At 45.1% G+C, this 18,209-nt stretch carries 23 protein-coding genes; all 23 read right to left on the reverse strand.

The window, feature by feature from the left end; translation table 11 throughout:
- Positions 1-153: hypothetical protein (locus AWV70_RS25650; RefSeq protein WP_414714856.1), on the reverse strand; the 153-nt coding region annotated here is incomplete at its 3' end.
- Positions 154-263: 110 nt separating this feature from the next.
- Positions 264-1,520, reverse strand: coding sequence for an N-acetylmuramoyl-L-alanine amidase (locus AWV70_RS23110; RefSeq protein ID WP_082713739.1), 1,257 nt, complete (start codon positions 1,518-1,520; stop codon positions 264-266).
- Positions 1,517-1,783, reverse strand: coding sequence for a phage holin (locus tag AWV70_RS20230; protein ID WP_060210298.1), 267 nt, complete (start codon positions 1,781-1,783; stop codon positions 1,517-1,519). Before AWV70_RS20230 ends, AWV70_RS23110 begins: the two co-directional genes overlap by 4 nt.
- A complete protein-coding gene (locus AWV70_RS20235) occupies positions 1,749-2,306 on the reverse strand; it encodes a phage holin family protein (RefSeq protein WP_235588788.1) in 558 nt (185 codons plus the stop codon). The genes AWV70_RS20230 and AWV70_RS20235 overlap by 35 nt, the downstream gene beginning before the upstream one ends.
- A 98-nt stretch (positions 2,307-2,404) precedes the next feature.
- Complete coding sequence (locus AWV70_RS20240) at positions 2,405-3,178, reverse strand: hypothetical protein (protein ID WP_060210300.1); 774 nt, start codon at positions 3,176-3,178, stop codon at positions 2,405-2,407.
- Positions 3,179-3,242: 64 nt separating this feature from the next.
- Entirely contained in the window at positions 3,243-3,383 is a 141-nt protein-coding gene (locus AWV70_RS23955) for a CD1375 family protein (protein WP_160327698.1), read from the reverse strand.
- A complete protein-coding gene (locus AWV70_RS20245) occupies positions 3,380-3,562 on the reverse strand; it encodes a hypothetical protein (RefSeq protein ID WP_060210301.1) in 183 nt (60 codons plus the stop codon). Before AWV70_RS20245 ends, AWV70_RS23955 begins: the two co-directional genes overlap by 4 nt.
- Entirely contained in the window at positions 3,559-5,943 is a 2,385-nt protein-coding gene (locus tag AWV70_RS20250; RefSeq protein ID WP_060210302.1) for a hypothetical protein, read from the reverse strand. The genes AWV70_RS20245 and AWV70_RS20250 overlap by 4 nt, the downstream gene beginning before the upstream one ends.
- 1 nt (position 5,944) lies before the next feature.
- Positions 5,945-6,613, reverse strand: a complete 669-nt coding sequence (locus AWV70_RS20255; RefSeq protein WP_060210303.1) for a hypothetical protein — start codon at positions 6,611-6,613, stop codon at positions 5,945-5,947.
- Complete coding sequence (locus AWV70_RS20260; RefSeq protein ID WP_060210304.1) at positions 6,606-6,911, reverse strand: hypothetical protein; 306 nt, start codon at positions 6,909-6,911, stop codon at positions 6,606-6,608. The genes AWV70_RS20255 and AWV70_RS20260 overlap by 8 nt, the downstream gene beginning before the upstream one ends.
- The gene (locus AWV70_RS20265; protein WP_060210305.1) at positions 6,912-7,586 is read right to left on the reverse strand and encodes a putative phage tail protein; all 675 of its coding nucleotides are present in this window, start codon (positions 7,584-7,586) and stop codon (positions 6,912-6,914) included.
- Positions 7,583-8,680 (reverse strand): baseplate J/gp47 family protein, encoded by a 1,098-nt coding sequence (locus AWV70_RS20270; protein WP_060210306.1) that lies wholly within the window; start codon positions 8,678-8,680, stop codon positions 7,583-7,585. The genes AWV70_RS20265 and AWV70_RS20270 overlap by 4 nt, the downstream gene beginning before the upstream one ends.
- Complete coding sequence (locus tag AWV70_RS20275; RefSeq protein ID WP_060210307.1) at positions 8,658-9,131, reverse strand: DUF2634 domain-containing protein; 474 nt, start codon at positions 9,129-9,131, stop codon at positions 8,658-8,660. Before AWV70_RS20275 ends, AWV70_RS20270 begins: the two co-directional genes overlap by 23 nt.
- Complete coding sequence (locus tag AWV70_RS20280; protein WP_060210308.1) at positions 9,132-9,458, reverse strand: hypothetical protein; 327 nt, start codon at positions 9,456-9,458, stop codon at positions 9,132-9,134.
- Positions 9,459-9,460: 2 nt separating this feature from the next.
- Complete coding sequence (locus AWV70_RS20285; RefSeq protein WP_060210309.1) at positions 9,461-10,552, reverse strand: XkdQ/YqbQ family protein; 1,092 nt, start codon at positions 10,550-10,552, stop codon at positions 9,461-9,463.
- Positions 10,549-11,205: a LysM peptidoglycan-binding domain-containing protein gene (locus tag AWV70_RS20290; protein ID WP_060210310.1), complete on the reverse strand. Its 657-nt coding sequence runs from the start codon at positions 11,203-11,205 to the stop codon at positions 10,549-10,551. Before AWV70_RS20290 ends, AWV70_RS20285 begins: the two co-directional genes overlap by 4 nt.
- Positions 11,206-11,217: 12 nt before the next feature.
- Complete coding sequence (locus AWV70_RS20295) at positions 11,218-14,151, reverse strand: hypothetical protein (protein ID WP_060210311.1); 2,934 nt, start codon at positions 14,149-14,151, stop codon at positions 11,218-11,220.
- Between the two features lie 165 nt (positions 14,152-14,316).
- Positions 14,317-14,808 carry a phage tail assembly chaperone gene (locus AWV70_RS20300; RefSeq protein WP_060210312.1) on the reverse strand — a complete coding sequence of 164 codons (492 nt, stop codon included), beginning with the start codon at positions 14,806-14,808 and terminating at the stop codon, positions 14,317-14,319.
- Positions 14,809-14,824: 16 nt separating this feature from the next.
- Positions 14,825-15,268 carry a hypothetical protein gene (locus AWV70_RS20305; protein ID WP_060210313.1) on the reverse strand — a complete coding sequence of 148 codons (444 nt, stop codon included), beginning with the start codon at positions 15,266-15,268 and terminating at the stop codon, positions 14,825-14,827.
- A 17-nt stretch (positions 15,269-15,285) separates the two neighbouring features.
- Positions 15,286-16,674 (reverse strand): phage tail sheath protein, encoded by a 1,389-nt coding sequence (locus AWV70_RS20310; RefSeq protein ID WP_060210314.1) that lies wholly within the window; start codon positions 16,672-16,674, stop codon positions 15,286-15,288.
- A 5-nt stretch (positions 16,675-16,679) separates the two neighbouring features.
- Positions 16,680-16,952 (reverse strand): hypothetical protein, encoded by a 273-nt coding sequence (locus AWV70_RS20315; RefSeq protein WP_060210315.1) that lies wholly within the window; start codon positions 16,950-16,952, stop codon positions 16,680-16,682.
- Positions 16,942-17,781, reverse strand: coding sequence for a hypothetical protein (locus AWV70_RS20320; protein ID WP_235588784.1), 840 nt, complete (start codon positions 17,779-17,781; stop codon positions 16,942-16,944). Before AWV70_RS20320 ends, AWV70_RS20315 begins: the two co-directional genes overlap by 11 nt.
- Positions 17,781-18,209 carry a hypothetical protein gene (locus AWV70_RS20325; RefSeq protein WP_060210316.1) on the reverse strand — a complete coding sequence of 143 codons (429 nt, stop codon included), beginning with the start codon at positions 18,207-18,209 and terminating at the stop codon, positions 17,781-17,783. Before AWV70_RS20325 ends, AWV70_RS20320 begins: the two co-directional genes overlap by 1 nt.

Below are 18,209 nucleotides of genomic sequence, written 5' to 3' on the forward strand. Positions count from 1 at the left end.
CAGTTTCCCTTCAACAAATACTTTTTCAGTTTTTAATATGTATCTTTCAAAATCATCACCAATAATTAAAGCGGGATCACTAATTCCTTGCCCCAAGGATTTTAGTACCGCACTCACATTTATTCTATGTATCAACCTCGCTAACCTCCCCATCAATAAACTATCATTTAGTCTATTGTATGGTTTATAGGTTTAAAACTCAATATGATTTCACGAATAACAATAGGCGACCACTCAAATCGGCGCGAGTAGTCGCCCTTATATTACTTATTCGCTTTAATCAAAGCTCCAATTGCAAGCATGGCTATATCGCCGTCAGATGCTTTGCCCTCTTCCAAGTCCTTAATCCACTTGGCGTTGTAACCTTGTTTTACAGCTTCCCTGACAGCAATTTCGCGTTGGGCTTTGCTGTTTAAAAACGTTTCAAATTCCTTTTTGAGTGTACCGCTCGTAAACTTCAAGTCGCCGTCCTCCTTTGCCGGTGTTGACGTTGATGCATCTTTTTTCTTTAGATCAAATGCTTTTACAATACCATTTACATGGCCAAGGGCGACTCGATTGAGAAACTCATCACTCTTTAATAGTTCGGAGTCGTCTGGACTATCAATAAATCCTGATTCTGTAAGGATTGATGGCATATGCGATTCGCGGACCATGTGTAAGTTCTTTCGTTTCTTACCCCGATTAATAAATTCCGGAATCATTTTTGTGATTTCAGAATGAAGAACTGCTTGAAAATCTATTGTTTTGTTGCTAACCTTTCCATTGAAAATGAAATCTTCATAGCCCTTTCCACCACCTGCATTGATATGCACAGACAATAAGAAATCTGCTTTCCAAGCGTTCGCTGTATCTGTCCGTTGCTTAAGCGAAAGAGTTTGATCAGTGGTACGGCTCAATTTGACTTGGACACCTTCATAGTCCGTGAGAAGAGATTCAATTCGCTTGGAAATAGCCAAGGTCAAATCTTTCTCTTTCAGGCCATTACCGACTGCTCCTGAATCTGTTCCACCATGTCCAGGGTCAATAAAAATCTTTACCATATCGATTACCTCCTTGTCATATTTAGTCAATCCATATTGTTCGATACGTTCATTAAGCTTTGCCGCATACTTGATGTCCGTCGCATAACCAGCCGCATGAAGGGCAGCAGTCGCTTTACGGTAATCTGTCTGGTTGAGTATGGCCGCATAGCGGTTGTGGTCTTCCCATCCGGTGCCGTGAGTGTATTTATGGACTAGGTCCATTACACAGCCTTCATAGGATGGATACTTTCTGAAAGCCGCATTGATGTAGTAGACATTGCCATCCTCGTCCTGCTCACTTGTCCTTTTAGTGTATGTGGGGCCCGTCCATCCCGAACCGGCTTTTATACCGAAGAGGTTATTGGCGTTTTTGGCAAGTTCCGATGTACCTGAGCCGGATTCAAGGATACCCTGGGCAATTATTAACGACGGTAAAACACCGTTTGCAAGTCCGTGTTTGACTGCAAACGGTGCTAGTTTGTCGACAAAATTCATCGGGTATCATCTTTAGGCCGGTCATATCGCAAGGCTTGTCTACTATCTTTTAGCCCCTCTGTCGTAGGGTCCACTACAACCCCTAGGATGACAAGCAATGAAAATACAGCATTGATAAAATTAGTCGCTTCCATGCCGATCAAATCAGCTGCCAATGCAAATCCGAACCATCCTGCAACGATTTGCGCAACCAACAAAACAGTCGGCACCATAGCCAGCCAAAACATCTTATTCTTGATCCTTACTTTCCAATTGATTTTCATCTGTTATTTCCTCCTTTTTCTTCTGTAGCTGATGGAGCAGCGCCTCATTCTCTTTCAACAATTCTTTCTTGTCGATACGATCCAACATAGGATGTCGGGCAAGTCTCTGCTCCTTACCCGATGGATCCCGATGCATCTTTTCAAGTGCATTAAAAAGGACTGCCGGAATAGGCAGCCCAATTTGCGCGCAGTTTTCTAGAACAGAAATGCCCTCATTGACAATAAAAAAAGACGTGACGCCTAAAAGCATTAGTCCCTTTGGGTCCTGTCCGACAGACATTATCATAAATTCGATTGATGCAGCCATTCCAATCATGATAAATATGCCGACCTTTTTAACGATACCGGAAAAGCCGATTGTGCTGTCCCATGACTTTGTCACCCACGATCGTAATAAGCCGGTGATGACGTCCAACAACATGAAAAAGACGAGCACCACAACAGCCTCATTCACCACATCAATTAAATAAATCAAGAAGCTGATAACTAGCGCTCCAATGCTTTTAATTCCCGTAACTTCCATACGAGTCACCGGTACTCTCTCCCTTCTGCATTCAAGTACCCCCTTCCCTTTCTCTTTGTAAGAAAATAAAAAGAACGTCCGTTTAAGGACGATCTTCTTCATCTTTGTTCACTATCGATTAACGGATCTTCTGTTTCGATTATATTCGTACTTGATAAATTCTCTCTAGTAAAAATTCTTGAGTTTGTCAAAATTACCAGAAAGACCAAAAGCAGAATAACGAAAACTATATAGAAAATTGCTTGCATTATCCCGCTGCTAAAGAACACAAAAATAAGTGATATTAAATCAAAAATAATCATAGCCCAAAGTATCTGGTTTAGATATCTATAAGTATATATACTTTCAAGAAAGGCATTACTCACTGCAACTTTTCTATATCTTCTTTGCTTAAAATTATCTATGAACATATATATCCCTTCAGATTCTGCCAGTATATGTTTACCACTTAATTTTATTACTCGATAAGCATCTTCATTGTTTTCGTTTACAATATAGTAATCATATTTAATATTGAATAAAGAGAAGATGAAATTAATAAAAATTTCAAGCAAGAAAATAATAGCTATAGTTATTATAAAACACGCTAACCATACAACATAAAATACCTCACTGTTTTTTATACTTATGATGTTTTGGTTTTTAAGGATCAAATTAAATATCGCTATAAAAGCTAATCCTATAAAGAAATATTTTGACAGAGCAATTTGGAATTTTTTAAAGTTACTCATTAACAATCTTTCTAATTCTGTAGATTCATAATTGTCAATAGCGATTTTGACAAAATAAGCTATTAACGGAAACAATGCAGCTGTATAGTATGATGTAGAACCGGGTAATTTTTCTATAATCTCTAATACTTGCTCATCCATGAGCTCCCCTCCTTGTCTACATATTTCGACAGAAAGAGAGGGAACTCCTTCAATTCACCTAATACTATTTTCCTTCTTTTTCGACCTCAGCCGCCAAATACTCGGCAACTGGCACTTGATACTGCTTAGGCAGGCTGTCAATCTCACGCGCACTGGCTTTGACCAATAGACCGTACACTGGCACCATGTATTGATAAACCATCATTCAGCACCCCCTTTCAATCGGTCGATTTCTTCTTGCTGCATCATTATCTGTTCCTGCATCCCAGCGACAGCTTCATACAAAATAAGCATATTTGGATCCATGTTCTCCGGCACTTCCGGGAAAGCCGGCTCCAACGGACCATACGACCCGTCTGGCTGTTTACGTCTTACCATAATCATTGCGTCAACGCCCCTTGTATCTGATGGATTGGCTTATCGCCTGTCCATGATATTTTGATTGCGATTTTTTCTGCAGGAGAACTAGCACGGTATTTGAAGAAGTCCTCTACCGTTCCTATTTCGTCTGGACCGCTTGAATCGAAGTCCATAGGTACGAAATTCTCCGGCTCAGTGCCGTTCGTCATGGATATTTCAATGGATACATCTTGCGACTCGTCCCGTTTAATCCAGAATAAAACGCCTTGTGCAGATCCGGCAGGAGGATTGATGGTCCACCGTTGAACGGATTGCAATAAAGGCGTTAAGTTTTCTATCCGATTAAGTTTTATTGTCTTAGAATACTTAAAATCATACGTGTCAGAGACTTCTACGACTATGTCGTTGATGCCATCTTTTAACTTTGAAACAGATACATCAAACGAAAACTTTCCGGCAGGGCCGTTATGAATTTCAACATTGATGCCATTGTTAATACGATAGCGTACCACTACATCGTTGCCATCCGCATCAAAGGATTCTCCTGTTACAGTGACCTTGTCTGCATCGATTAGTCCAGATTGGTAATCGATCGGATCAATCGTTAAGGAAGGAGGACGATTCGGCACGACATAAAATGTACGCGTCTCAATTTCTGATTTACCGCCCTGGTTGTCAGTAGCCCAAACTTCCAATGTATGAGGCGTGCCGTCTGCTAGGGCGCCGGTGATGGCCGTTTCGCCTTTGTATAGCTTGCCGCTCTTAAACGTCAGCTGCTCGTTAAATGGTACAGGCTTACCATCAGACACCTTAGTTTCGAATCCTCTTGCTGTACCACCGTTGATACGGTAGTAGACAATTAAGACGTCGCCAATGTCCGGCTCTAAGGCTGTACCTTTGATGACGAATGCGTCTTTTTCGTACAGCGTTTTATTGTTTTCGGTTTCGAGCGTGATCGCCGGAATTTTATTGTGCTGGATAGTGAACGCCTCGGAATAAACGTAGTCTGAATAGACTCCGCTCGTATTCTTAGCGCGTACCCTGAACTCGACTGTCGTCAATGTTTTATCATCCGTCACGGTAAATGCACGTGTTAATGCGTTGGTATGTGTTCCGACATTTTGCCATGCGCCACCGTTGTATCGGCTTTGGACCTCGTAGGTGCTGATTGCAGATGCTGTAGATGCGCCGAATGTTAGTGTTAAGGCTTGCTTTGGTTCCAATATTGCTCCTGATGATGGCACTGTAAACGGAGCTGGTGGAGCGATTGATTGGTTGACACGTGATCCTCTTACATAATAAAAGCCGTCTGAATGCCTGCCGTCGTTCGGGTAGGTTCCTTCTATTGCTTGAAGTCCTGATTGGACCAAACTTCCACGAGAATAAATAATTTCTTCTACTGCATTTTTAGTACTGGCATCAAAATAATACCAATCTTCAATTCCAGAATAAGGGCCATCTACTCTTTTGACCCCTTTACCCCCGCTACCCTCCATTCCGTAATATCTACCAAGAGCTGGCGTCGCCACATGTGCTCCACTAGGGGAAAATTTACCCGTCTTTGTATCAAAGGTATATGCCGGATAATAGAAATTAGTATTATGAACACTTGCTCTGCCGATACTAACCCATTCACCCTCTTTAAATGAAACCTCTCTAATGGCATTATATTTACTCCAATAATACTTCGGCTTGGTTACCGTAAACGTTGCACTATCACGATAACCTGATTCAAGTCCGCCGGAATCCACCGCTTTAACGCGCATTCTTAGCGATGTTGCAGTAGGAATCTTATACGTCAGGCTTGGCGTTGATGTTTCGCCAACTTTTGAAAATGCACCCCCGTTAATGGATGCTTCCCAAATATATTTGGACAGATTTCCTTCCGCGTCTGTAGAAGCACCCACCGAAAATACTTTTGAATCGCCGATTTCTAATTCGCCGGTCGGTTGCGTAAATGCGCCGGGAGTTGTTGGTGCTGTGTTAGCTAAAGAAGTTCTAACGTACCAATTACCGTCAATGTGAGGTCCGTTTATTGGATATGTCCCGTCCTCGGCTTGTACTGTATTTTTATATAAACCGCGAGTTCGGACTTGTGTCTTGTCTTTGTTATAGCGTATTTCCCTATCGCAAGTAACATCCGCATCACCATATTGACCTGTTCTACTAGTGTACTTATCTAAATATCCGTCTGCCTCGGGACGATAGTGGTAAGCGACGCTTCCCGCCGGTATATAGTTGTAAGGGTCATAAGGGTCGGAAAGTACGTATTTACCTTCTGTCGAATTCCATTTAGCAGTTTTATGAAGTCCTCCTAATCTAGTACCTATTGTCCCGGTGGCGCCTATCGGGGGTTCTCTCCATGAATAATTAATACTGTACCTATCATAATTATACTTGGCCATCTCACATCACCTCTACTTCCGAAACAGAATAAGTACCCCAGCTACCTTGACCCATCCGGCCATCTTTAATCTCCGCATTACTACGGGCGATGATCGCGCCTTTGACGTAATCGTTTTGTAACGATTGGACAGTGATTGTCGATGCCGTTACGTCCGTGATAAGCACGTCTTCGCTGTTGGTCCCGTCGTAAATAGTGACCTCGGTGAACGCTTTGAATCCGTCCGTCTTATCAACGTTAAGGACCGTCGTGCCCGCCGATCGTGGAGCTGTCAGGACTGCACGGGCTGTCTGACGCACCAGCTTGTTAGGCTCGCCGTCAAACGTATCGGCAAAGGTTCCGGAGTTGCCTGGGGCTTTGCCGTCGAGTTCCAATTGGATTTTGATGCGTAAGAGCTCGTTGTCATGGCCGTCTAGGCGTTCGTGAGATTTAGCGATACCTTGCTCTTGGTGGTTTTCACGTCCAGCAGAGTGCCGGGTCCCATCTTGTATTAATTTTGGTTTGGGAATTGGATCTTTTGTAATCGGATGTAAGATTAAATTGCCGAACTGATCTGATTCATAAACAATTTTTCCTTCTGCATCCTTTTCGTAGACAACATTACCAAACTCGTCTAATTCGACAATTCGATCCAGCCAGTGAAATGGCACGTATACATATGGTTCACCCAACGCTAACACCTTCCTTCAGTTCCAATTCAAAAAAGAACGTGACCATAATCCCGTCCTCATCTTTTCGGATATTCATAGTTTGCTCCCAGATCCGACGTCCGTGCTGATCATGGACGTAAGCATGTGTAACATGGCCGGATTCGGATTCAAGATATACGAATTTCTTTAGCATGTTACCCTCTATATACGAAGACTCATGGATTGGATAACTTTGCTCCACTCCGTCGATTGTCACTTTAGCACCGACGATTAATCGGTCCCAAAATTTCAGCGTTTCATCTTCCAAAAGTGAAACCATCTAATAACCTCCTTCCGGTGTACAATAAAAAGTCCCGGTCACTGGGTACGGGACTGAGTTTGCATATGCTTTTGATTCGGCTGCCATAGTTGCTTTGCTCGCTACTCCGCCGATTGGTGCCGTGTGAAATGTGCCGGTGACCGGGTAGGGGACTGGGAAGGTGTATTGTTTGGCGCGGATGATTGCCCTCAATTCATCAGCCAAGACAGAAATCATATACGCTAAATGTGCAGGCTTTGCCTCTTCGACATCCCTGTGAATATCTGCAGTAATAATCAAATTTTCCGATGGAATTTGAATCGTAAATGAGTATTCACCCCTGTCCTCAATAACTTTCGCATCTCTATTTTGGACATGAACATTCACGATTTGCTCCATTCTCTTACGAGTAATCGGGAAGTACTTATTCAGTTCAAAAAGAATCTTCTGGACACGCTCAGCATCTGAAAGGTTCTTGTTTGTCTTTATATTCAACATGCTCTCCCAATAACCAAGAGTCCAGCTGGCGTGTTGAGGAAACATCTCGTGCTTTAGATCCTTAATAACTTTCCTGATTTCATCCATCACACGTCCATTTGCTTCAAAAACCGCCAGTGCTAATTCATCGTTATTGTAAATCGGCGTCACAGACTGAAGCATATCTCTACCAGTTTCCGTAGTAATTTTAGTCGTCACGCAGCTATCACCTCTCCTATAGCTGCCCTTTCACCTTGGTTTAACAAGATGTTTTCGGTGCTGCCATTCAATAGTAAACCGCTGTGATCTGCTACACCTTCCGTTCCTACAATGACGGCTACCGCCTCGGACCATTTAATGATTTCTCTATCTGCGAAATATAAATTGAGATTGCTTTTAATACTATCTAAAATATCCTCAAGTAGATAGTTTTCTTCCAAGACTAACGACATTTCCACATTTACTAGAACCAATGTAAGTGTGTCTACAGTAACCACAGCGCCTATCGGAGCGACTCCTTCGCCCATACCGTCAACTGGATCAATGTGATTCTTGACAGCAGTAATCAATTCAGCAGAAGCAAGCTGACGTTCGCTATCAGTAATCAACACCTTCACCGTTTTAGGACCATTCCATAGAGGGATGACAATAACATCACCAACGCCCGGTACTTCTTTCGCCCATCGTTCATAGTCGCGTCTTGCACCGCTCAAAGGCTTGTTTCGATGTCTGTCCAGGATCCGTTCGCGAAATGAATCGTCATCTTCTTGGTCAGCACCGTCTTTTGTCGGTTTGGTATTGTAAATATTGGTAAGGCCTGAAATAGATTTTGTGATACCTTGTATCGAGCCAATCGGCACATTCCCAGACGAACCTGGCTCAACTGCATTAATTTGTAGGGTGATCAAGCCACTTTCATCAATGACACCACTTTCGATCACTTCGTAGAGAAGACTTGCCTCGTTATCATCACCAATCGTTGTAACAACCGTCCCAACTGGAATGAAGGTACCTAACGCCCCTTCAAACGTGGCCTCTCCAATTGCAGGGACAGCTGGACGTCTGTACACTCCCACAGGGTCGCCGTGTAAATCAAGGAAGGGTCCGACAGCAAATTGTGGAAACTTCATCATTAATGTCAAGGTTAGCTCATAACCAACAAGTTCGTCCTTAACTCGCGCAGTCGGTCTCGTATGGTCCCAATATAAAGCCCCCTCCGCAGTATCAATATTCGGAGGGGCCATGCGTATCATCTTTTGATGTGTTTCTTCTTCGGTTTCTTGCAAAAAATCAGGCAGCACGAATTCTTCCACTCAATTCACCACCCCTTCTAATTTCGACATAATCTGTTCCGTACACACTTTCCAAGCTTAAATTAATCCAACATGAGTCACCCTCCCACTCGAAACTGAAGCCGGTAACGGAAACTGTTCTTTCATCCACCATCAATGCTTCCGTAATCGTTCGTTTTATCTCACTCTCCGCTATTGGCCGAGGATAGTCAGCCGCCATAATCGCTTCAAACTCAATACCGAAGTCACTACTATACGATCGATATTTAAAGCGCTCCGTTATGCAACATTTGACGGCCCAGAATCGATAAGCATCTATTTGGTCGCCTTTAACCGCTTTTCCCGTCCCTGTGACGACAAGCTTCTCGTTTTCGTAATCGAATTTATAAGCATACACATCTTGAAGCGTTTCGACTTCCTCGTCCGCCATCAAGTCGGGGGCATCAAACGAAGGATATAGTTGATTGACCATTTACATCACCTGCCCTACAACCACGAAAGTATGGCCATCTTCAATAGGAATGCATAAGACGCGATCACCAGGACGTAAAAGGAGCTCCAAACGGTAGTCTTCGACAAACGTGTCATACTCCTCATCCGGCTGCTGGAACATATTGACGACAGGCTCAATCACCTCGTATTCCTTTTCAGGTATAGGCCGGCTGAATCCATCAACAATTAAATTTAAATCGTCATCCAACGTCCCGAGCACAGGATATCGGATGGCTTCATTTGTGGCATTTTCAGATGTATCTGTCATGATCGCTGCTAGTTCGTTCACAAAAGAATATCTTACCATCCTCATCTCCCTCTCAGTTTCAAAGTCATCATTCGAGATTGCGTGTTTCGTGAAACGCTCTCAACGATACAATCACCATTGATTGTGCCGGAATTGATTTTTATTAAGTCGCCTTTCCGTACCCATGGAATATCAGGGTGCGTAAGAGGACGATTGATTTCCGGTTTTCCTTTTTCATCTAGTATCTCTTGAGCAGCCGCTTTCGCAGCCGCCATATTGTCGAAATTCGAACTATACAAGACTTCCTGAATAACGCCAAACTTTGTATCACCATTAACAGTTACACTGATTTTCGGTCGTTTATCCTTGTTAGGATCTTCTTTCTTCGGCGTTGCCGCCAATACCGTTTTGATTTTGGCTTTTTCCCTCTTCTCACCTTTGGCCAACTTCTTCTTTTTCTTAGGTTTCGGCTTCGGCTCATTCCCATAAATCTTAACTTTGGTGATAAGGTTTTCGATAGAACGTTCATCAGAACTGCTATTGACGGTTAAATCGGTAAGTTCGTAAACCGTTTTATTGGAGCCCTCCCGTACAATCTCAAACTTTCCTGCCGTTGAACGGGGAATGAACCTTCCACCGCCCTTCAGTCTTGTTTCTTTCAAACGGCCACCGATTGTATCCCCGATATAACCGTTATACATTTTCCTAGCAAGCGGGATACTTGGTCCATCAATTTGTCCAAGTGGAATGCCTTGTTCCACCGCGATTTGCTTAATACTTGCATCAGCTTTCATCCCTGCTGGAAAGAAATAATGCTCTTTTGAAATCATTGCATTGAACGATGGGTCATATGCCGTAAATTCGACTGTATGATCTTCAGCAACCGTTTTCCACCTTTTTATGGATCCGCGGAAGATTTCTTTCCAGCCACTCCCGTCAGTCGCTTCCAGTACAATGCGTTTATCAAGAAAAACGTGCTGATGAATCCATCCATCGGCACGTTTTACATTTTTCATTTTCACGGACACTCTCGCGGCCATTTCGCCATCCATTTCTTCATGTGTACATGAATCAATTAGATTGGTGATGTCAATTTTCGAGCCGTTTGGGGGCAGCAAGGTAAGTCGATAATCAACTTTGGTTAAATCAATCATTTCAACCACCCCGACGGAATGGTTAGAGTTTCTCCAGGATAAATAAGATCAGGATTTCCACTCTTCAATTTCCCTTTATTAGCCGTCCAAAGCTCTAGCCATTTACTCGCCGAGCCTCCATAATTTCGAGCAATCGCAGACAGCGTGTCGCCTTTTTTGACTGTGTATGTTTTAGGCTTCGGTTTTATCTCACGAACCTCTTTCTTTCCGGAGGTTGCCGAATTTACTTCTTTCACTGTGAAGTCTCGCCATTCGGTCAGATCGAGCGTGTATTTCACATCCCCGTATCCATTAGGTGCACTCGGTCTAAAGTCCAAGAGGAATACAGGGATGTTCCAGTCCGTTTCCGTTACGATAAAACGTAGCTTTTTTCCATTTGCCCCTTTCGCTTCCGCCCATTTTTGAATGGTTTTACTTATCTCGTTAGGGCTCATTTCGTTTTCTCGTTCCGGAATAGCTGCCTGCTCTAATCCTGGCAACAAACCTTCCAGTGTAAATTTTATCGGCAAACGACCGCGCGGTAATTCAATTGTTCCGAGTGCGATTGGATTAAATGTCAGTATCTTAGTTCCTATCACAACCTCCATACGAGAAGGAGCGATAGGAAGCACAAGCGCTTTATTCGTAACTGGATCAACAAATGAAAATTGCATCCCTGCACCTCCTTATGCATACCTATTCACCAATGCTTCACGCAATTGAGGGATAACCGCATTCCCAAATTCCTCAATGACTGCGTGTATGATACTATCCACGTCGCCATTACCGCCATTTTCTACAGAAACGCTAACCGGCCCAAACGAAATTGATGGATTAACGCTTGCTGGCATAGGTCCAATAGGTGCCGGGTAAGTCATTGAATTAACAACTGGTTCAACCGGCTTTCCAACTAATCCCCCGCTAGCATATGGACGGATGCCGAGCATACGACCAGTTCGCTCGAATAGTTCCAGAGCTCTGTTCCGACGCCCTGACGATAACGGAATTATCATTTCAGGACCCGCTTCGCCGACAAGTCCCATATGAGGACGGTTAATATAGCCGCCGTTTGCGTATGCGGAAGCTTTTTGTTTACTTGTTTGCAATCCTGTCTCTTCAGAACCGCGCCTAGTAAATACTTTAAAGCCGGCAGAAATTCCCTTCTTTGCAAGATTGCCTTTTTCTGAAATGGCATCACCTACCGAGGCCGCACCAGTTTTGATAACGTCTAGCTTTTCTGAGAACCAATTCGCGACAGCTTCGACACCCGTCTTTAATGGCCCCCAAACGTTTTCTTCGAACCATCCAGATGCCGCTCCCCATGCCTCTTTTACAACACCGTATCCATCATCAAATTTTTCACCGATCCAACTGCCAACGACTTCGACCCCAGTGGATACGGGAGACCAGACATTTTCCTGAAACCAATCAGAAACTGGACTCCATGCCGCAGAAACAATACTCTTACCAGATTCGAACTTCTCGCCTAACCAGTTCCCTACCGCTTCGACTCCTGCTGATACCGGTGCCCAAACATTTGTCTCAAACCAATCGCTGACCGGTCCCCAAACGAGACCTACGGCATCTTTGCCATAAGACCACATACCCGCTACAAAGTTAACTGCGTTGATAGCCCCGTCGCTGATCGGCGTCCACACAGAATCACCAAACCAACCAGAAAAACCGGACCATTTATCTTTGATCCAGTTTCCCGCCTCGCCCGCTTTTTCTTTGATTGTGTCCCAATGACTACCGATCCACTCGCCGCCAATTGCACCTCCGATTCCGCCGATCAGACCGCCTGCAGCTCCTCCGATAGCCGTGCCGATGCCTGGAACAACAGAACCCAATGCAGCACCTGCTAATGCTCCGCCTTTTGCACCGGCAAGTCCTCCGGCTACGCCCCCGATAACCTTTGGCCGATCATCCTTTGCAGCAGTTGCAATAGCAGCTCCTCCTAGAAGTGTGCCAAGTATAGGGATTCTGCGTATCAATCGCATTCTGGCAAATCCTCCGCCACTGGGAGTTGATGGTTTAGGCGCAGGTCTTGGTTTCGGTCCGCCAGATGGTGGTAATGGTTTGCCGTATTGGTCCAGGATTACAGGCATTGGTTTCGCCGGAGTTGAAGGAGCAGACGGTTTCGCTGTCGCAACAGTAGGCGCCGACCCAGTGCCTTTGACTCCTTGCTTTCCGAACTTACCGATATGCCCCCCGACCCACTTCCCGCCTTTCAACAGTCCTCCGCCTGCTCTTAGGAAAGGAGAGAGAAGCATACTTCCAACCGCTCCTGCTAACACGGTTGCAGTTGCCGCCCCTCCGATGGATTTAGCTGATGGATCCTCGAATGCATTTTGCCAAAGACCGCCGATTGAGCTAAGGCCTTCCTTGATACCAAGAACAATACCGTTGAAAATAGTTTTCCCAATCGACAACCCTGTTTCTTCGGCCCATGGCTTACCAGATGACTCCCACCACGAACTGACAGCGGGTTTCCCTTTATCCGTCCACCATTGGTTGATATCACCCATAATAAAACCGACTTGGCCTTGGAAATTTAAGTTCCTGAAATCATCATTGTTCAAGTATCGGTCACGAATATAAGAGAAGCCTGTTTCTATCTTTGAAAAAGCCCATTCAGATGCACCCTCACCGGCGCTACGGACCGTTTCTTTCCAACGGCCCCAAGTTTCTTGGTTATTTTCAAGCCATTTATTAATCGCATCAAGGCGCGGTTTCATTGGTTCAAGAAAACCTGTTCCGAATGAACGGAAGATCGAACTGCGATAACCTGATAACGTAGCTAGGATACCTGCAGACGTTTTTGCGAGTTTACCCGCTCCGCCTTCAAATTTCTTTGTTAGTTCATTGATAACGCCAGCATAACCGATCTTGTCGAAATCCTTTTTCGAAAACTTCACGTTAAAGGCTTTCAGACGTTCCATCTCGCCCATTTGAGCATCTGCTAACGCCTCCATGGCATCGGAAACCGATGAGCCCGGGGTTAGCGAGGACATGTCCGAAGCCAGGCGAAGTAGTTGTTTCGCTTGATCAACATCGCCATTAGAGACTCCGATTCCTCGGGTTAATGCAGGAAACAATTCAACCGAGCTGAATGGGGTTGTATCAGCGAATTGCCCCATCCATTTCACAAGCTCTTTTGCCTGTGTGACGTTTCCATTTAACCAGTGGGTCATTGAGACTTCGTACTGCTCGAAACTCATGGCAGCCCCTACTGTTGCATCTTTCAATTTACCGATGCCAACGACTGAAAGGGCGATTGTTATGACGGCAGGTATGCTTGTGATCATACGTCCTATGTTCCGAATGGTGCTTGTAGCCATATCGACAGCTCGAAGCGTAAAACGATAACTGCGGCTTGCTGTGCGGTTAATGAATGACGCTACTCGAGATGCAACGCGGGAAGCTTGGTCTACCGCTCGTAAAGTTACGGACCACCTGCCGTTTGTTAAGTCATTCAAGCGCTTATTGACTCGACGAGTTGTCTTTTCGATTGCCCCTTCAAACTTTGTAACTTGCTTTTCAGCAGAGCGGATTTCCTTGCTGTAGCCGTCTGATGCTTCGATCGGTATATCAATACGATAAACCTCTCTTTTGGCCATTCAGTCACCTCCTGCCCGCCATGCTATTTATAGATTTCCGTTCTTCTATTTCCTTTTCCAACTGATATTTCATTGACTCGAAAGCAAATTTTTGAATGCCATCCGGTTTGCTCATGATTTCATCAGGCAAACGTCCTGTCCTTTGAAAAATCTCATGCAGGAGAGTTAGTTTTCCTCCTGCTCCAATGAGTTTTTTATTAATTGGTCACTTTCGGTCCCGAATCCAGACAAGTCATCAATTTTATCGATGATTGCGGACTTTTCACCTGCTTTCAATACTTTGTCGATCAAATCCGGACCGTTCAGCACATTCAGTTGATTCCACGCTTGTTTGTTATCCCAAAGTTTCTTGCGGTGCTCAGGAACAGTTGCATGATAAATGAGCAAGCTACGGAATTTTGTAATGTTTGTTTCCTCTGCCACTTTGACACCGCCGAGGTTTTTCGCCTTTTTGAATTTTGTAGCGCGATCCTGTAGGTCGTTGTACTCCTTTTCAGACAAGCCGCGGATATCGAATGCGAAGAACGTCTTCCCTCCGCGTGCAATCTCGATTGTCACCGTGTCGTCTTGGTTATTTTCATAAGCACCTAAAATACCGCGCAGGACATCTTCCTCCACGGCCAACAATTCATCTTGATTCAATTTTTCTTCAGTCATCTATAATTCCCTCCGATTATGCAGCGTCTGTACGAAGCACGCCTGTAAAGTTTAAGTTCGCACCTTTTGAACGATCTTTTAATCCGGTCAGTGCTTTTTGAAGCATGATTGAATCGCGGATAATCGTTTCTGTGAATGTCAAAGTCAACGAGTAGTTCGTTGGGATAGCCCAAGTGATTTTTTTACCCGCTGGATTGTAGTCCGTATTCGTAAAGCTAACCGACATCTGCCACGTGTTCACTTCCGCCAGAAAGTTGCCATCCTCGTCATACAACTCCCCGTCTTTGCCCGTCAGGATGTTCCGCGGATCGAATTCGCCCGCATCTAATGCCTCCTGAATTTCAGGTGGCAAGTTTGCACGAAATGTCCAATCCCTGTTCAAAACTTCACCGGGAGTGACGTTAGCAATTGTCACGTCTCCATCTGGCACACATGATCTAAAAATATAGCGTCCATCCATTCTTCATTACCTCCCTATCAATACTGGAATCCGAATGCAAGATAAGCCTTCTCAAGCCCGTCCAGATCGACCAGATTATCAAATTTGAACCACGCGGAATCACCTTCTGGAGCTGTATCCGGATCAACAATCATTTCACCCGATAACAGACCACCTTCTCGGGTCATTTGCCCGATTTCGCCGTTTGCCAGGGTGATCAAGAATTGTCTTCCGTCTGGACTGTTGTCCACGTTATTAGACATAGCTCTTGAAATTTGTGTTGTGATTCGGTCAATCAGCTCATAACGCGTCCTTACACGGCGCAACTTCTTCCATCCTTCATCCTCATCTTCGCCAAGCGAGACAAGCGTGTTGATGCCGTAGTCAATCTGAGGGATGCCGTCTGCATTGAGTGAGAACACCATCATGCCGTTTCGGGCCGCTTCGTCGTACTGAGAGGCTGTCAGCTCCCCTTCGATGCCTACACCGCCCGTAATGATCCTTCCTGTCAAACTAGATTTGTAGGAACCAGAAATGAATTCTCCAAGCACACGAGCCGCCGCTGTCGCGCCCACTAGTACGCCTGTGGTCGTTTGTACACCATTTCCGATATAAGCAACCGCGAAGTCGTTGAAAGCCTTTGCGTGAGAAATGCGAGTATCAAAATCGACTGATGGCTTCTCTCCTACAAACATCGTCATGCGATACCCTTCACCAATTTTCCGGCGAACGAATGCATGAAGTGCTGCATGAATGACAGGGTCTTCCGAATCAACTGTAATCGAATCATAGAACTTCGTTTCGGTTTTCCCGAACGATGTCGTATAGTCTTCAGCTACCGTCTCCAGATCCGTCCCACCTGTCAATTCTTTATTGATGGTTGCTTTCACAACTCCTGAATCAGTTGCAGTTGCACTCAGGTACTTACTTCTCGCAGTCACTTCTGCAACAAGTGCTGTCGCTTCCCCTTCACCTGCATCGAACGTCAATGATTCGATTTGACGACCACCTTCAAAAACAAGGAGCTCTTTTTGTGACGGGTCGAGGGCGTCCCTGACAGTTACGAAAAATTGTCGGGATGTCGGATATTTAGTCTTCAATTCCAACGACCCTGTCTCCCCAACTGTTAAACTAGCTGTCGAAGGGCTTCCACCAGTACCGATACGAACGGCATGAACAACATAGGCTCCGCCTTCGAAAATCTCTCTAACAACATCTGCACCCACTCCAGTTCCAATCTTTTCTTTCACTTCATCTCTGTTTTCAACCGTGATGATTTGTCCGATTGGTCCCCAATTGGCTTTAATTACAGCAGCACCCACACCAAGCGCTCTCGCAAATCGTGAAAAGCCACCCGCGTTATACCATCGGGTATATACACCAGGACGGGATTTCTGCTCGCCTAGCTTAAACATTGCTCCAATCATCTATTTCACACCTTTCTTTTCTTGAATTGTTCAATCGCTCCTTGAACTTGAGAGCGTGACAGTTTTTCCCCTTCAACCAACGATAAAGCGCCCGCCAACACTTCCGGCAGTACGCCAAAAGCAGAAGGGGACGCTTGGATTTCTTCTCTTGTATAAAGTGTTTCAACCGCAAATGCTTTGTTCGATTCTGACTCGGCCTTCACTTCAGGCTTCGGAACTACCGCATTTGCCACCTGCTCCGCAGTCACTTCTGGGATCTTGTTTTTTTCATTCGACATGGACCTCTCCACCTCTTTTCTCATCAAAATAAGTGTGTTTCAAGAACGGATACACTTCCAGTTCTCTCAGCACGCCGAATCTCACTGTTAATCTGATTTGCCCATCTCTAAACGGGTCGTAGCCGTCATCTGCAGACACTTCCAAGAAACGCATCTTTGATTTATCCGACATCCACGCCACATGATCTATCGCCAATTGGCGAGTAATCCTGTCAACGTATTGTCTACGAATTGATGCATCAGGCGTGATCACATGCCCGTTAAGTTGCATAGTGATCCATGCACCCCAGTTCATCGGTTCGACTCTTGTTGTCGCGTCTGTCCGCCAGTAAAGAGCCGGAGTAACATTGGACGGTGACCATATCGTCGGGTCGAGTTGCAATGACGGGAAGTTCTTCATCGACCATGCTTGCATCGCTTGCACGGGATCCGGCTCAATCGGTTGATGCAGCAACCATGCCAGTGAGTAGATTTGAAAGCGCAAGCCACGTGTCAGTGCGTCCCATTCATCATCCACGATGTCCTCTGACGCTGTTCCAATGTATTCGGCATAGTGAGGAACACCGTTTACATCAAAACGCTTCTGATGAAGCGCTGAAATGACTTCTTTCGATACGGCATCTACTTGTTTAAACGTCGTGCGTCTGACATATGGCCACACTTCATATAACGACGTGTAATCCGCATATGCCTGTCCGACGTCCTGTGACGCTTCTCTCAATACTAATGACGGTTTCGGAAGGTCCGGCCCAGCCGCGGACGGCTCCCAAACCTCGCCATTGACCATCGGAACATTCGCAACAAGGATATTCCTTAATTCATCGCGCATTATGTTCCCTCCCAATACTTCCGGACAACACGCTGAATCTCCGGCCACTTCTTATCTGCTGTCGGTCGGATAATCGGCTGCGCAGGCATCCCTTTGGTTTGTTTAGCAAACACAACTTTTCCGCCCATCGTGAAGCGCATTGCTTGAGCACGAACCGGAACGATAGGCGTCCGGTGCGGACCGTATATCCCCGTTCCTTCCTCCAAGTACGTTCCTACCATGGAACCATGGGCGAGGTACGCAGTGGCACCTTTTTTGGTCTTATCACCGCCACCGTGAATAGCACGCCTGGTATTACCGGTGCGATCCGTCCACGCTGCGTTCATTTTCGCTTCGGATTCCAAGGTTTTACCAATATTTATAGCTAACAGGTGCAATCCTGCTCTTTTGCGGTCAATGTATTCTTTTGTCTGTTCTCCAAAGGCCAT

Origin of the sequence: Sporosarcina koreensis, from assembly GCF_001531445.1 — a bacterium.
GTDB classification, from domain to species: Bacteria; Bacillota; Bacilli; order Bacillales_A; family Planococcaceae; genus Sporosarcina; species Sporosarcina koreensis_C.